At 76.4% G+C, this 14498-nt stretch carries 16 protein-coding genes; 6 read left to right on the forward strand and 10 right to left on the reverse strand.

The genetic code is table 11. From position 1 onward, the window contains the following. Positions 1 to 3 precede the first annotated feature (3 nt). The 4 genes from ABQ292_RS05055 to ABQ292_RS05070 form a co-directional block, all read right to left on the reverse strand. Entirely contained in the window at positions 4 to 975 is a 972-nt protein-coding gene (locus ABQ292_RS05055; RefSeq protein ID WP_369203880.1) for a pilus assembly protein TadG-related protein, read from the reverse strand. After that, entirely contained in the window at positions 963 to 1352 is a 390-nt protein-coding gene (locus tag ABQ292_RS05060; RefSeq protein ID WP_369203882.1) for a TadE/TadG family type IV pilus assembly protein, read from the reverse strand. The genes ABQ292_RS05055 and ABQ292_RS05060 overlap by 13 nt, the downstream gene beginning before the upstream one ends. Positions 1353 to 1444: 92 nt before the next feature. Further along, positions 1445 to 1651, reverse strand: coding sequence for a Flp family type IVb pilin (locus tag ABQ292_RS05065; RefSeq protein ID WP_369203884.1), 207 nt, complete (start codon positions 1649 to 1651; stop codon positions 1445 to 1447). Between the two features lie 182 nt (positions 1652 to 1833). After that, complete coding sequence (locus ABQ292_RS05070; protein ID WP_369203886.1) at positions 1834 to 2505, reverse strand: prepilin peptidase; 672 nt, start codon at positions 2503 to 2505, stop codon at positions 1834 to 1836. A 253-nt stretch (positions 2506 to 2758) separates the two neighbouring features. Here ABQ292_RS05070 and ABQ292_RS05075 point away from each other — a divergent pair, with 253 nt between their 5' ends. Continuing rightward, positions 2759 to 3628 carry an alpha/beta fold hydrolase gene (locus tag ABQ292_RS05075; protein ID WP_369203888.1) on the forward strand — a complete coding sequence of 290 codons (870 nt, stop codon included), beginning with the start codon at positions 2759 to 2761 and terminating at the stop codon, positions 3626 to 3628. Positions 3629 to 3700: 72 nt separating this feature from the next. Then, entirely contained in the window at positions 3701 to 3967 is a 267-nt protein-coding gene (locus ABQ292_RS05080; protein WP_369203890.1) for a DUF1905 domain-containing protein, read from the forward strand. 106 nt (positions 3968 to 4073) lie between these two features. Here ABQ292_RS05080 and ABQ292_RS05085 read toward each other — a convergent pair whose 3' ends face one another. Further along, the gene (locus tag ABQ292_RS05085) at positions 4074 to 4607 is read right to left on the reverse strand and encodes a hypothetical protein (RefSeq protein WP_369203892.1); all 534 of its coding nucleotides are present in this window, start codon (positions 4605 to 4607) and stop codon (positions 4074 to 4076) included. A gap of 244 nt (positions 4608 to 4851) precedes the next feature. Continuing rightward, positions 4852 to 5442: a hypothetical protein gene (locus tag ABQ292_RS05090; protein ID WP_369203894.1), complete on the reverse strand. Its 591-nt coding sequence runs from the start codon at positions 5440 to 5442 to the stop codon at positions 4852 to 4854. Between the two features lie 169 nt (positions 5443 to 5611). Here ABQ292_RS05090 and ABQ292_RS05095 point away from each other — a divergent pair, with 169 nt between their 5' ends. After that, positions 5612 to 6220 carry a GOLPH3/VPS74 family protein gene (locus ABQ292_RS05095; RefSeq protein ID WP_369203896.1) on the forward strand — a complete coding sequence of 203 codons (609 nt, stop codon included), beginning with the start codon at positions 5612 to 5614 and terminating at the stop codon, positions 6218 to 6220. A 224-nt stretch (positions 6221 to 6444) separates the two neighbouring features. Here the strand turns inward: ABQ292_RS05095 and ABQ292_RS05100 are convergent, their stop codons facing one another. Next, on the reverse strand, positions 6445 to 6726 hold the full coding sequence (locus ABQ292_RS05100) for a hypothetical protein (protein WP_369203898.1): 282 nt from the start codon (positions 6724 to 6726) through the stop codon (positions 6445 to 6447). 249 nt (positions 6727 to 6975) lie between these two features. Here ABQ292_RS05100 and ABQ292_RS05105 point away from each other — a divergent pair, with 249 nt between their 5' ends. Beyond that, complete coding sequence (locus tag ABQ292_RS05105) at positions 6976 to 7629, forward strand: pyridoxamine 5'-phosphate oxidase family protein (RefSeq protein WP_369203900.1); 654 nt, start codon at positions 6976 to 6978, stop codon at positions 7627 to 7629. A gap of 57 nt (positions 7630 to 7686) precedes the next feature. Here the strand turns inward: ABQ292_RS05105 and ABQ292_RS05110 are convergent, their stop codons facing one another. After that, positions 7687 to 10218 (reverse strand): polynucleotide kinase-phosphatase, encoded by a 2532-nt coding sequence (locus ABQ292_RS05110; protein ID WP_369203902.1) that lies wholly within the window; start codon positions 10216 to 10218, stop codon positions 7687 to 7689. Beyond that, complete coding sequence (locus ABQ292_RS05115) at positions 10215 to 11666, reverse strand: 3' terminal RNA ribose 2'-O-methyltransferase Hen1 (RefSeq protein ID WP_369203904.1); 1452 nt, start codon at positions 11664 to 11666, stop codon at positions 10215 to 10217. The genes ABQ292_RS05110 and ABQ292_RS05115 overlap by 4 nt, the downstream gene beginning before the upstream one ends. Before the next feature lie 230 nt (positions 11667 to 11896). Here ABQ292_RS05115 and ABQ292_RS05120 point away from each other — a divergent pair, with 230 nt between their 5' ends. Together ABQ292_RS05120 and ABQ292_RS05125 are read left to right on the forward strand one after the other, a co-directional pair. Further along, the gene (locus ABQ292_RS05120) at positions 11897 to 12664 is read left to right on the forward strand and encodes a DUF6544 family protein (protein ID WP_369203906.1); all 768 of its coding nucleotides are present in this window, start codon (positions 11897 to 11899) and stop codon (positions 12662 to 12664) included. A 205-nt stretch (positions 12665 to 12869) separates the two neighbouring features. Continuing rightward, a complete protein-coding gene (locus tag ABQ292_RS05125; protein ID WP_369203908.1) occupies positions 12870 to 13526 on the forward strand; it encodes a hypothetical protein in 657 nt (218 codons plus the stop codon). Between the two features lie 294 nt (positions 13527 to 13820). Here ABQ292_RS05125 and ABQ292_RS05130 read toward each other — a convergent pair whose 3' ends face one another. Beyond that, the gene (locus ABQ292_RS05130) at positions 13821 to 14453 is read right to left on the reverse strand and encodes a LysE/ArgO family amino acid transporter (protein WP_369203910.1); all 633 of its coding nucleotides are present in this window, start codon (positions 14451 to 14453) and stop codon (positions 13821 to 13823) included. Positions 14454 to 14498 lie beyond the last annotated feature (45 nt).

Here is a 14498-nt window from a genome sequence, read left to right on the forward strand (position 1 = left end):
CACCTATCGGATGAGTCGGAGGACGGCGGACCCGAGGTCGGGGGCGTCCGGGTCGAGGGTGAAGTCGTCGGAGAGCTCGACGAAGCGGGTGAAGTAGCCGGTGATGCAGCGGTCGTTGCCGGTGCAGGGGCGCGGGGCGGTGCTGAACTGGCCGCCGAGGTGGAAGCCGGTGATGCGGAAGGCCGCGTAGCCGTAGACCCGGTACCAGGCGTTGCTGCCGCTGTCCCCGAAGTGGTCGAAGATCGGCAGCAGCACGGTGTGGCCCAGCCAGCGGGTGAAGTCCGCCGTGGAGCAGTCGGCCGGCGGGGTGTTGCCGGTGGAGGACGCCGAGCGGCCGGCCACCGCGCTGGTGGCCCGGCACTGGCCCGGGTCGGTGACCAGGTAGCCGAAGCCGCCCGGGACGATGTTGTGCGACGGCCCGGTGCAGTCGGTGGTGCCGGAGGTCTTGGTCAGCCGGATGGTGCGCACGGTGGTGCCCGAGGGCAGTCCCCCGCCGGTCTGCTGGGCGAACTCGCACCAGGAGAAGGTCAGCGGCAGCACCGCCGTCCCCCCGCCCGGGGCGCCCCACGCCACCGTCGCCGACGCCGAGACCGCCGTCGCGTCGATGCCCAGGACCGGCGCGAACCAGTGCTCCGTCGGCTGGTCGCCGGTGACGGTGACGCTGGTCGGGGCGCTGGAGAGCACCGGCGGGCCGGCCGTGGCCGTGCCGGCGTTGGCGGCGACCAGCGCGTCGGCGGTGGCCTGCACGTTCCCGCAGGCACCGCGGGCGCAGTCCTGCGCCACGGCGAGAGCGGCGGCGTCGGCGGCCACCTGCAGCCGGGACTTCTCCGCGTAGACGGCGCCGACGTCGACCGCGATCGCCGCGAAGCCGAGCATCGGGACCATCAGCAGGCTGAGCAGGACCGCGCTGGCCCCGCGCTCGTCGTCGAGCCGGCCCCGCACTCGACGGACCAGCTCCCGGCTCAGCCGCCGCACCGCATGACCCCCGTCCCGGTGAGCTCGACCGAGGCGCCGAAGAAGCCGGTCAGGAAGGGCATGTCGTAGTCGACGGTCAGCCGGACCAGCGTGGAACCGGTGCCCTGGGGACAGCTGGCCGGGGTGATGGCGATCTGGGCGTCGGTCACGGCCGGGTCCAGTGACGAGGCGGCCGAGCGGACGGCGTCGCGCGCGGCGGCCGGGTCGTTCTGCAGCGCCATGAGCCGCACACCCTCCCGGGCGGCCGCCGACAGCGTGCCCTGCACCTGGAAGCCGCGGCCGAACTCGACGATGCCGAGCACCAGGAGGACCAGCAGCGGGACGATGAGCGCGAACTCGACGGCGCTGGCCCCGCGCTCGTCTCGCATCGTCGTCATCTCGGTCCTCCTCCCTGGTGTGCTCCGGCGCAGCGGCCCCGTGCGGACGGGGCCGCTGCGCCGGCAGCGGACGGTTCGGTCGCGGGCAGCGGTCAGGCGTCGCCGGGCAGCGCCTCGACGACCTGCTCGAAGAGGCCCGCGAGCTGGCCACCGAGGGTGGCGACGAGGGTGATGATCACGGCCGCGATGAGGCCGACCAGCAGGCCGTACTCGACGGCGGTGGCGCCCTTCTCCTCCTGCGCGACGCGGTCCTTGGCGAGGGCGACGAGGGTGGCGAGGGTGACGAACGGGTTCTGCACGGGGACTCCCTGGTGTGGCGCCGGCCGGCACGGGTCGGCTGACCCGTCCTCGCGGCTGTGCTGGACGTGTCGCCACGACGGCTCGGCGCCTTGAGAGGCGTCCACCTCATCGGGTGACCGCGATCACCCGGTCGACCGTCGACCGGACCGCTGCGGTCACCCGCGGTGACCGGTTCCGGGGCTCAGCCGAGGAGCGCGGGCCACCCGGCGGCGAGCGCCGTCCCGACCAGCAGGGCCGGGCCGAAGGGCAGGTCACTGCGCAGGCCCACCCGTCGCAGCGCGAGCAGCGCCAGTGCCGCCGCCGCCTGCACGACGAACCCGGCGAGCACCCCGAGCAGCAGGGCCGGCCAGCCCAGCCAGCCGAGGTGGAGCCCCAGCAGGGCCCCCAGCTTGACGTCGCCCATGCCGAGCCGGCCGGGCGCGAGCAGTGCCAGGACCAGGAGGACGGAGAAGAGGACGACCGCGCCGGCAGCGGCCCGCAGGAGGTCCGGCCAGGCGCCGAGTCCCGCGGCGGCGGCGGCGAGCAGTCCGACCGCACCCGCGGTGGCGGGCAGCAGGACCCGGTTCGGCAGCAGCCGCTCGCGCAGGTCGATGACGCCGAGCAGGACGCCGGCGGCCGCGGACCACAGCCAGGCCGGCAGCTCGGCGGTGGGGCCGAAGCGGAGCGCGGCGAGCACGAAGAGGGCCGCCGTCGCCACCTCGAGGACACCGCGGGGCGCCGCTCCCCCGCCGCCGCCGAGGACGCCGCCGACGGTCGCCGGCCGGGGCCACGGGAAGCGCGCCGCGGCCCGGTCGACCAGCGCCCCCACGCCCGCGCCGAGCACCGCCGCGGCGACCAGCACCAGGCCGGTCACGGGGCGGTCCGGGAGCTGCGGGCGGGCACGGCCAGTACGGTGGCACAGCGCCCGGGCCGGTCCCGTCCGCCGACGCGGCTCCGGTCGCCGCGTCGTCCCGGTCGTCACGGCCGGCGCAGGCGCCCCACTCCCCGCGACCGGAGCCGGGATCCCGCCGTCCGTACGCCGGTCGGCGGGACCGCCGGGGCCGTTGCCCCGCGCGGGCCGGCGGTGCGAGGTTGACGAGGACCCCGACGACCGGCAGGGAGGACACGTGGACACCGACTCGCCGGCACCGGGACAACCGACCGCGCACGCGATCCGGCTGCCCGACGGCCGCGACCTCGCCTGGTCGGAGTGGGGCCCGCCGGACGGCCGGCCGGTGCTGTTCTGCCCGGGCGCCGGGATGAGCGGCGTCCTCGGGTTCGGCGTCGACGTCCTGCCCGGGCTCGGACTGCGGCTGCTCGCGGTGGACCGGCCGGGGCTGGGCCGGTCCACCCACGACCCGGCGAAGACGTACACCAGCTGGGCCGGTGACGTCGGGCACCTCGTGCGGGCGGAGGGGCTGCGGCGCGTGCTCGCCGTCGGCTTCTCCCAGGGGGCGCCGTTCGCCGTGGCGCTGGCCGGCGCCGGGCTGCTGGACGCCGTGGCGCTGGTGGCCGGGCAGGACGACCTGCGCGCCCAGCGGCACCTGCTGGTGCCCGAGGTGGCCGGCATGCTCGACGCGGTCGACGCCGACCCCGACGGCTTCGAGCGGGAGGTCGCCGAGCGGGCCGACGCCGCCTGGCTGTGGCAGGTCATCGCGGCCACGGCCGCGCCGCGGGACCGCTCGCTGTACGGGACGACGCCCCTCGGTGCCGCCGTCCGCACCGCCCTCGAGGACGGCTTCCGCCAGGGAGCGGCCGGCTACGCCCGCGACCTGCGGGTCGCGCTGGGGCCCTGGCCGGTGCGGCCGGAGGACATCCGCACGCCGGTGCACCTCTGGTACGGCGCCGACGACACCAGCACCGTCCACTCGCCCGACCGCGGTCACGCGCTGGGGCGGCGCATCCCCGGCGCGCGGCTCACCGTGCTCGACGGCGAGGGCGGTGCGCTGCCGTGGACGCGCCCGCGGGAGGTGCTCACGGCCCTCGCCGCGGTCTGAGCACCGCCACGGTCCGCAGGTGTGCGCACGGCCCGTGGCCGGATCGTCGTCCCCCCGAGGCATCCTGCGCGCGTGCCCTTCGACGCGACGCTCGTCCGCTGGCCCGGTCCGGGCGGCTGGGTATTCGCGCCGGTGCCCGACGGGCACGCCCCGGAGACCGCCGGTCCCTTCGGCCGGGTCCCGGTGACCGCGACCGTGGACGGGCGCACGTGGGCGACCAGCGTGTGGCGCGACCGGGAAGCCGGCTGGCTGCTCCCGGTGCCGGCGCGGATCCGCGGCGGCAAGGACGACGGCGACGCCGTCGTGGTCGAGGTCGCCGTCGACCTCGATCGACTCTGATCGGCTCCTCGCAGGTGCGGCACGACCAGGCCGTACCGCGCGCCCGCGTCCGCGCCGAGGACGTCGTGGTGCAGCGCCGCGCCGTCGGCGCCGCGGTACGCCGGCGTCAGCGCCGTCCCGCCGTCGCGCGGCCGTAGCCGACGTGCAGCAGGCCGTCGTCCAGCAGGCCGTCGTCCTCGCCGGTGAGCCGTCCGCTGGCGGCGGCCATGGCCTCCGCGGCGCGGGCCAGCCGCTCATGGGCGGCCGCGGCGTCGGGCAGCGTCCCGGCCCGGTCCGCGGCGTGCCGGGAGGTCAGCGCCTCGACCGTGCGGACGAGCGCGCCGCCCTCGACGGCGTGGACGCACAGGGCGCTGCCGTCGGCGACGAGGTCGGCGGCCGGCCCGACCCGCACCGGCGCGACGGCCCACCGGCGGGGCCGGAGGTCGGCGGCGGAGACCTGCGGGGCCAGCTCGGTGAGGAGCACCGGCCGCACCACCGGGCCGTCCACCTGCCGCAGCGCTCCCCCGGTCCAGGCCAGGACCGGCGTCCGCGGGACCGTGCCGAGGTCCAGGACGTCGTCGCCGGTCGCCGGCGGCTCGTCGACGAGGCGCACCCGCCAGCGCAGCGCGGGAGGGGCACCGGCGGGCGGGAGCGGGTCCACGGCACCGGGAGCCCGGCCACGGTGACGACGGCCGGGGAGGTCGGGGCGGGAGGGTCATGCGCCTTCTCGCGCGGACGGCAGCCCGCTGCCGGCATGCCGGCAGCGGGCTGCCGGGCCGGCGCCGGGAGGAGGCCGACTCACGTGTCCGGGGCAGGCGGGTGTCCCCGGATGGGGTCCGGCGCCGACCCGTCCATCCTGGCACGGCCGCCCGGTCGCGCCCCGGCACGTCCTGCGGGTGTGCGGGTCAGGACCGGACGAGGCCGCTGTCGGAGGTCGCGCGTGCGAGGCCGAGCTGGTCCATCGCCTGCTCGTAGCACTCGTGGAGGAGCACGAGCCGGCCCACCAGCCGGTCCACCCAGTCGCCCGACGTGCGCAGCGGCGTCGGCTCGAGCATCAGCGACCAGAAGAGCCGGTCGAGGTCCCTGCCGGAGTCGTACCAGCGCCACTCCCGCGCCGGGACGTCCACGCCGAGGGCGGTGCTGAACCGGCGCGCGACCGTCTGGCGGAGGGCGCCCACGGCCGCGGCGTACCCGGGGACCGCACGCACGTCCCAGTGCAGCGCCGCCCGCCCGGTCCGTCCCCGGGGGCGGGCCGCGAGCGGCTCGGGCACCACGAGGCCGATGGCGCGCCCCAGGAGGGGCACGAGGCGCTGGCGGTCGGCCTTGGACAGCCGGTCGTTGGCGTGCCGCAGGACGGCGGCGAGCTCGCCGTCGACGCACGCCGGCGCGTCGCTGAACGGCTCACCGGCCAGCAGGGCCGTGTACTCGAGGAAGCAGGCTCCGCGCGCCGGGCTGCGGTGCCTGCCTCGACCGAGGACCGGCAGTCCCTCGGGCACCTGGGACATGGTCGACCGCCTCCCCCGAGGACGCTTCCGGGGACGCCGTCGTCCCACGGTGGGACGAGCGTAGGCGCGGACGGCCCCACCTTCGCCTCGATCGCTCCTGCCGTCACCAGCCCGTCACCGGGGACTGCCGCCCGCCGGGCTCTCCGGGCACCATCCGGGTGTGGACGACGACTGGGACGACTCGGTGTCGATGCGCCTGGCCTGCCTGGCGCTGGACCGCGGCCGGCTGACCGACGACCTGGTGACCGCCCTGGCGGTGCGCGGGGCGCTGCTGGTCGACCTGGGCCTGCGTGGGCGGGTCAGCGACACCGACGACGCCGTCGAGGTCGACGACGCACCCACCGGCTTCGCGCCGGCCGACCGTCTCCTCACCGGCTGGGCCCCGTCACTCACCGAGCTGCTGCGCCACGGCGAGGTGGACCAGGAGGACCTGGCCGCCGAGCACCTGCGCCGCGGCTCGTGGGGTCTCCGCCGGCGGTGGCCCGGACGGCGCTACGACGACCACCGGGCCGAGCGGACGGCGGCGGACGAGCGGGCGCTCGAGGCACCGGACCGCGGGTGGACACCCCCGGACGCCGCCCTCGCCGCGATCGCCGGCACCCTGGGCCTGCTCGGCACGCCCCGCGAGTGGCCGGCCGAGGAGCTGCTCGCCCGGACCGGGACGGTGCGCTGGCTGGTCGACCTGGTGGTCGAGGAGGTCGACCGCGCGGTCACCCGCGGGCAGGCCATGCGGGGCGCGATCACCTTCGCCGACGGCACCCCCGGCTGACCGCTGCGCCAGGCGCGGGACCGCGTCGAGCGCCCGGTCCGGCCAGGTCGAGAGCGCGGCCGCGGAGGCGGGCTGGACGGGGACGAAGCCCGACAGTTCGCCGACCATCCGCTTCTCGACGACGTCGTCCCGGCCGGCCGGCCGACGACGCACCCGCTCGGCCGTCTCCGCGTCGTGGGGCACGCCGGGCGGCATCCCGGCGCGACCGCCCTGCCCCCTTGCGCTCAGGCGTCCCGGCGCGGCTCCTCGCGGCCGTACCGGTGCCGGAGGTAGGCCCGGCCGACGAACCCCGCGGCGGTGAACACGACGAGGTTGACGACCGCCCAGGTCAGGTTCGCGAGCACCAGTCCCAGCGCGAACCCGAGGGCTCCCCACGCGAGCTGCTTGACCGTGAACGAGCCGAGCGGCTCGGCGAGGATCTCCTGCGCAGCCTCCCGCTGCTGCCGCCGGTCCTGCTCGGCTGCCTTCTCGTACCGGTTCGCCGGCTTCGGCGAGTGCTCGTCCACCAGGACCGTCCCTCCCCGGCCGCAGCCGATGTCGGCCGATCCTGCGGTCGCGGCGCGTCCGGGCGCGAGGGGCTGACCACCATCGGGGGACCCGCGGTGTGGCCGACGAGGTGCCGCGCCACCGGTCGGGCCGCGCCAGGCCCCACCCGGCGAGGATCTCCGGCTCCTCGTCACCGACCTGGGCACCCCGTGAGGCGCGGCCCAGCGGCCGCACCCGGCGGGCCGCCCGTCCGTGCGGGAGCTTGAGCCGTGGACTCCTACACGCCCTCCCAGCGCGCCTGGCAGGAGCACTTCGACAGCGTCGCGCTGGCCGACCGGGTCGAGCAGGCCGTCGTCGCCGACCACGTCGACGGGTTCCACGGCGGCTTCATCGCCTCCCGGGACTTCTTCTTCCTGGCCACCGTGGACTCGACCGGCATGCCGACCGTGTCCTACAAGGGCGGCGCTCCCGGTCTGGTCCGGGTCGTCGACCCGCGCACGCTGGCGTTCCCCGACTACGACGGCGACGGCATGTTCCTGTCGATGGGCAACATCAGCGACTCCGCCAGGATCGGCATGCTCTTCATCGACCTGGAGACGCCCAACCGCGTCCGGGTCCAGGCGACGGCGCGGGTCTCGGCCGACGACGACCTGCTCGCTGAGTGGCCCGGCGCCCGCCTCGTCGTGCGCGCCGCCGTCGAGAAGGTGTTCCACAACTGCGGCCGCTACGTCCACCGGCACGTCCGGGTCGGCGACTCGCCGTACGTGCCGGACTCGGCAGGAGCGGCCCCCTACCCGGCGTGGAAGCGGATCGACGCGCTGCAGGACGTGCTCCCGCCCCCGGACCGCGGCCGGGCGCAACAGGAGGGCGGCGTGATCACCTTCGGCGACTACCTCGGCGCGCTCTCCACCGGGGGCTCCTGACCACCGGTGGGACGCCGCCGCCCTCCGGCCCGCGCGCGCGGGCCGGAGGGCGGCGGGTCACAGCCGCGGGTCGACCGGTTCGGACTCCAGCGCGAGGACGGCGAAGACGCACTCGTGCACCCGCCACAGCGGCTCGGCGCGGGCCGCCCGCTCCAGCGCCTCCAGCCCGAGCGCGTACTCCCGCAGCGCGAGCCCGCGCTTGCGCCCGAGGGAGCGCTCGCGCAGCCGGTCGAGGTGCTGGGGCTCGGTGTAGTCCGGCCCGTAGACCAGCCGCAGGTACTCGCGACCGCGGACCTTGAGCCCGGGCTGCACGTACCCCTCCCTACCGCGGGTGAGGTTGGCCGCCGGCTTGACGACCACCCCCTCGCCGCCGGCCGCGGTGAGCTCCTCCCACCACGACGTCGCCGCGGCCTCGCTCGCCGGGTCGGTGACGTCGACGGCCAGCGAGCGGGTCGCGCGGACCAGCCCGGGATCGGCCTCGGCCAGCCGGTCGGCGAGGGACAGGTGCCAGGCGTGCGGCCGGTCGGCGTACGTCGTCCCCGCGGTGGCGAGCAGCTGGAACGGCGCGAACGAGATGTCGGAGAGCCCGTCGGTCGGCCAGCAGTAGCGCCGGTAGACGCCGGTGAACGACTCGGCGTCCGCGGTGCGCCGCCGCTGCCGGTCGAGCAGGTCCCCCACGTCCAGACCGCGCGCCGCGGCGGCCTCCAGCGCCCCGACGGCCGCGGGCAGCGCCGTCCGCGCGGCGGCGCCGACGGCCGCGTACCGGGTGCGGATCAGGTCGCCGGCCTTGGCCGACCAGGGCAGCAGCTCGGCGTCGAGCAGCAGCCAGTCGGAGCCGCACTCGTCGAACAGCCCCGCCGTCCCGGCCGCGGCCGCGAGCCGGGCCGCGAACGCGGCGGTGAGGTCGCCGGCGAGGAAGGACCGGCCGGTGCGGGTGTGCAGCACCCCCGAGCCGTCGCTGCGGACCAGCGCGACCGCCCGGGAGCCCATGTGCTTCTCCTGGCAGACGACCTCGGCCACGCCCTCGCCGCGGTAGTACGCGAACGCCTCCGCCGGGTGCTCGAGCAGGCCCGGCCGGGTCGACGTGGCCGAGGGGCTCATCGTCGGCGGCAGGTACAGCAGCTGCTCCGGTGCGACGGCGAAGCGGCTCATCACCTCGATCGCCGCCGCGGCGTTCTCCTCCCGCACGGTCACCCGCCCGGCCAGCCGGGTCTCGACGACGCGCTTGCCGAGCACGTCCTCGACGTCCAGGACGCCGTCCGCCCGCGCCGCCTCGGCCGGCCGGGCCGCGTCGTCCGCGGGCAGGAACGGGCGGGCCGGCTCGTAGTACGTCTGCCGCGCCGCCACGCTGACCAGCTCCCGCTCCGGGTAGCGCAGCGCGGTCAGCCGGCCGCCGAACACGCAGCCGGTGTCCAGGCAGAGCGTGTCGTTCACCCACTCCGGCGTCGGCACCGGCGTGTGCCCGTAGAGCACCGTCGCCCGGCCGCGGTACTCCCTGGCCCAGGGGTGGCGCACCGGCAGGCCGAACTCGTCGGTCTCCCCGGTGGTGTCGCCGTAGAGCGCGAAGCTGCGCACGCGCGCGCTGGACCGGCCCTGCAGCGACTCCTTGAGCCCGGCGTGCGCGACGACCAGCGCTCCGCCGTCGAGCACGTAGTGGCTGACCAGGCCGGAGCAGAACGCCTCGACCTCGCGCCGGAAGTCCTCGTCCTCGGCCTCGAGCTGGGCGAGCGTGCGCTCCAGGCCGTGCGTGACCCGGACGTCGCGGCCGCGCAGGGCGCGGACCAGCTTGTTCTCGTGGTTGCCGGGGACGCACAGCGCGTGGCCCGCGGCGACCATCCCCATGACCAGGCGCAGCACGCCGGGTGAGTCCGGCCCGCGGTCGACGAGGTCGCCGACGAGGACCGCGCGCCGCCCCTCGGGGTGGACGGCGTCGACCGCGCGGCCCTGCTCGTCGCAGCGCAGCTCGTAGCCGAGCTCGCCCAGCAGCTCCTCGAGCTCCTCGCGGCAGCCGTGCACGTCGCCGACGACGTCGAAGGGTCCGGTGTCCTTGCGCCGGTCGTTGTACTGCTTCTCGTAGGTGACGACGGCGCGCTCGACGTCGTCCGGGCCGAGGACGTGCACCTTGCGGAAGCCCTCGCGGCCCAGCCCGCGCAGCCCGCGCCGCAGGTCGGCGCGCTGCCGCCGGACGACGCCGGGCGGCAGGTCGCGGTCGGGCCGCTCCGCGTTGCGCGCCAGGCACACGCTCTCCGGGACGTCGAGGACGATCGCCACCGGCAGCACGTCGTGCTCTCGCGCCAGCCGCACCAGCGACGCGCGGTCCTCGGCCTTGACGTTGGTGGCGTCGACGACCGTCAGCCGCCCGGCGCGCAGCCGGATCCCGGCGATGTGGTGCAGCAGTGCGAAGGCGGCCGGGGTCGCCGACTGGTCGTCCTCGTCGTCGGCCACCAGGCCGCGGCAGGAGTCGCTGGAGAGCACCTGGGTCGGCGCGAAGTGCCGGCGCGCGAAGGTGCTCTTGCCCGAGCCGCTCACCCCGATCAGCACGACCAGCGACAGGTCGGGGACGACGACGGGACGCACCTCGCCGGTCATGCCGCCACCTCCGCGGCACCGCGGGTGAACACGGCCATCTGCGACGGCGGGCCGACCTCGGGGTCCGCGTCGCCCACGCCGAGCAGCCGGACGGCGTACCCGTACCGCTCCCCCACGGCCGCCGCCCAGGTGGCGAACTCCGACCGGGTCCACTCGAACCGGTGGTCGCGGTGCCGGAACGCGCCGGCGGCCAGCCCCTCGAAGCGCACGTTGTACTCGACGTTCGGCGTGGTGACGACGACGGTCGCCGGCGCCGCGGCACCGAACACCGCGTGCTCGAGCGCCGGGAGCCGGTCGAGGTCGAGGTGCTCGACGACCTCCATGAGCACCGCCGCGTCGTAGCCCCGCAGGCGCGTGTCGGTGTAGGTCAGGCCGCTCTGCAGCAGCCGGACCCGCGCGCGCTGCCGCTCGGGCATGCGGTCCAGCTTCAGCCGGCGCGCGGCCACCTCCAGCGCCCGGGCGCTGACGTCGACCCCGAGCACCTCGGTGAACGCCGGCTCGGCCAGCAGCGCGGGCAGCAGCGCACCGGCGCCGCAGCCGAGGTCGATCACCCGCTGCGCGCCCGCCGAGCGGAGGACAGCGAGCACCGCGCCGTGCCGCTGCAGCGCGAGGGGCACCGGTCGGTCGGCGGCCTCGTCCTCGGTGGCCGGCCCGCCGGCGGCAGCGAGGGGCGGAGCGGTGGCGTCGTCCAGGGTGTCGGGCTCGGCGTCGTCGACCTCGGCCAGCCGCTCGAGGGCCCGGCGGGTGAGCGCGGTGCGGTGCTTGAGGTAGCGGCGGGTGATCAGCTCCCGGTCCTGGTGGGTCGCCAGCCAGCCGCTGCCCGCGCGCAGCAGCTTGTCGACCTCGTCGGTGCCGATCCAGTGGTGCTTGGCGTCGTCGAGCACGGGCAGGGCGACGTAGAGGTGGTTGAGCGCGTCGGCGAGGCGCAGGTCCCCGGTCAGCCGCAGGTCGACGTAGCGGGACTCGCCCCACTCGGGGAAGGCCTCGTCGAGCGGCACCGGCGTCGCCTCGACCGTCCAGCCGAGTGGGGCGAAGAAGCGGTGCGCCATCTCGGCGCCGCCACGGCAGGACAGCGCGGGGACGCGCACCTCCAGCGGCAGGGCGACGTCGACCAGCTCCGGCCGCTCCTTGCTGACGCCGCGGCGGGCGCTGGCGAAGGCCTTGCCGAGCGCGACGGCCAGCAGGCTGGACGCGGCGTAAGGGCGGTCGTTGACGTACTGCGCGAGCGCCGCGCCCTCGGTCGCGCCGGCGCGGGCGGTGCGCACCAGCCCGACCGGGTCCACCTCGAGCAGCAGCGCCACCGTGCACCGCTGGTCGGTCGCCTCCGGGTAGAAGACGTGCGCCGTGCCGGTCGAGACCTCCACCTGCTGCGCCCGCGCGGGGTTCTTGTGCAGCAGGAAGCCGAGGTCGGTGGCGGGCACGTGCGTGGTGGACAGGGTGACGAGCACGCCGCAGTGTCACCGACCCGGAGCCGCTGGTCGAACGGGTTGTGACCCCCCGGGGTGCCTCCCCGCCGGGCGGCCCCCGCGGCGGGATGGCGCGGCGGGCGATCGCGGTCCCGCCGAGCAGCGCGATCCCCGCCAGGGCCGCGAACGACGGGACCGTTGCCGCAGAGCCCACCGGGGAGGTCCTACGTCGCCGGTAGCGTCCGGGGGGTGACGGGCGCCGGGAGGGACGGGTGAGCACTCCCCCGGTGCCGAGGGCGGCTCGCCGCGTCCGCCGGGACTGGGACCTGCTGGCCGGCGGCGGTGAGCCGGCGGAGGCGTTCGACCCCGCGATGGTCGCCGGCCTGCCGGAGCCGGCGCGCCGCTGGCTGGTGCACGCCATCGCGCCGGGGACGCCGCTGTGGGGATCGGTGGTCCTGACCATGCGGGGGGAGATCCGCCTGGGAGCCTGGCGGCCCTTCACCGCCCGCCAGGTCCTCGCTCCGCCCCGCGGGTTCATCTGGGCCGCGAACACCCGCCTCCTCGGCCTGCCGGTGGCCGGCTTCGACCGGTACAGCTCCGGTTCCGGGCAGATGGACTGGCGGCTCGGCGGCCTCGTCCCCGTCATGGCCGCCTCGGGGTCCGACGTCACGCGCAGTGCCGCGGGGCGCCTGGCCGGCGAGATGGCGCTGGCGCCGACCACCTTCCGTGCGGCCACCTGGGCCCCCGGAGCCGACCAGGACCGCACGGTGGTGACCTGGCGCATCGGCGACGAGGAGGAGAGCGCCGAGTTCCGGGTGGGCCCCGACGGGCGGCTGCTCGAGGTCGTCGTGCAGCGCTGGGGCAACCCCGACGGCGTCCCCTTCGGGCGCCATCCCTTCGGCGTCGCCATCGGGGCCGAGGAGACCTTCGACGGCGTGACCATCGGCTCGGTGCTGCGCGCCGGCTGGTGGTGGGGCACCGACCGCCAGCCCCAGGGTGAGTTCTTCCGGGCCCGGATCACCGGCGCCCGGTTCCGCTGAGCGGCGACGGCGCCCGGTAGCAGCAGGACCACCGGCCGGCCGTGCCGGGCGCGTGGAGCCGCCGAGGTCGCCGTGGACGTGTGGGCTCTCGCGGCGGTCGCGAAGAACCAGCCGGGGTGTTCAACGCATCACACCGGCGCCCCGTATACCCGTGTGACTCGCAGAGCCGGGTCCGGCCGTTCGGCCGACATCAAAGGAGCTCGTCATGCGACTGGCCTTCCGCACCGGAGCAATCGCCACCCTGAGCATCGCCGCCATGGGCCTGGGCACCCCGCTCGCACTCGCCCACGGCGGCGACGACGGGTACACCAGCAGCGGGGGGAGCTACGGCGCCAGCTACGGCGCCAGCTACGACCGCGGCGACGGACGCGACGGCGTCCGCGCCGCCTCCTACATCAACCGCGACACCGGGGCGGCCACGGAGAACCCCGACGTCAACCGCGGGTCCTCCTGCGCCGACCCGGACCAGCGCGACCAGCAGCGGCTCAGCGACCCCGGCACCGCGAACCGCAACGTGCACAACGACGCCTGCTTCCTCGACCGGCAGGGCCAGAAGGTGAACGGGCCCGCCTCCTTCCAGAGCTCCGGCGTCGGCTTCATCAGCGCCTGCCCCGACCCCGACGGCGCGGGACCCGAGTACTCCCGGCTCAGCGACACCAACCGCGACGGCCGGATGGACCTGTGCTTCCAGTCCAGCTACCAGATGACCGGCGCGGCGGGTGACCTCGAGTTCCACGCCCGGATGAACAACACCAGCACGGCGGGCACCCAGTACGTCGTCTGGTGCGCCGATGCCGACGCCGACGGCTGCCGCGACGAGTGGGTGAAGGACGACATCTCGATCGCGTGGACCAACGGCTGAGGCGACCGCAGCCGCGGGAGCGGCTCACCGGCTGACCCCGGCGGGGCCGGCGGGTGAGCCGCCGGCCCCGATGACCGGGCGGTCCGAGCGACCGACGGCTCACCGGCTGACCACGTCCCGGGCGAACGTCCCGGTCTCGTCCGACATGGGCCCCCGGGCGAGCGCACCCGCGGCGGGTCCCGGCCGAGATCGCGACCGCAACCGACCGGGCCCCGGAGTCACCGGACCTCCGGCCCTGTACCGCCCGCCGGGAGGCATCGGACCTCGGCATCGTCGCCGCACCCCTTGCGGGACTCAGGTCCCGCTGACGCCGCGGACAGCCAGGGAGACGGCGAGGGCTGTCATGACGACGGCGATGACACCGTCGAGCACCCGCCAGGCCGCCGGGCGGGCGAACACCGGCCGAAGCAGGCGGGCGCCGTAGCCGAGGCCGGCGAACCAGACTGTGCTGCCCAGGCCCGCGCCCGCGGCGAACTGCCACCGGTGCTCGCCGTAGGTGGAGGCCATGGAGCCCAGCAGCACCACCGTGTCCAGGTACACGTGCGGGTTGAGCCAGGTCAGCGCCAGGCAGGTGCCGACGGTGGCCGCGAGACCGGCGCGGACGCCGCCGGCGTCCGGCAACAGCGAGCCGGGACGCAGCGCCCGCCGTGCGGCCAGCGCCCCGTAGCAGAGCAGGAACGCCGCCCCGGCGAAGCACACCACCGGGACGAGCCACGGCACCCGCGACAGTGCCGCACCGGCGCCCAGCACCCCGGCGATGATCAGCGCGAGGTCGGAGAGGGCGCACACCGCCACGACCGCGGCCACGTGCTCGAGGCGGAGTCCCTGCCGCAGGACGAAGGCGTTCTGGGCGCCGATGGCGACGATCAGCCCGAGGCCCAGCGCCAACCCGGACACGACGGCGAGCAGCGCGGGGGTGGTCAGCACGCCACCGACGTTAGGAAGCCGTCGACGTGCGGTCCAGCTCATCAT

Origin of the sequence: Geodermatophilus maliterrae (genome assembly GCF_041018925.1) — a bacterium.
Lineage (GTDB): Bacteria > Actinomycetota > Actinomycetes > Mycobacteriales > Geodermatophilaceae > Geodermatophilus > Geodermatophilus maliterrae.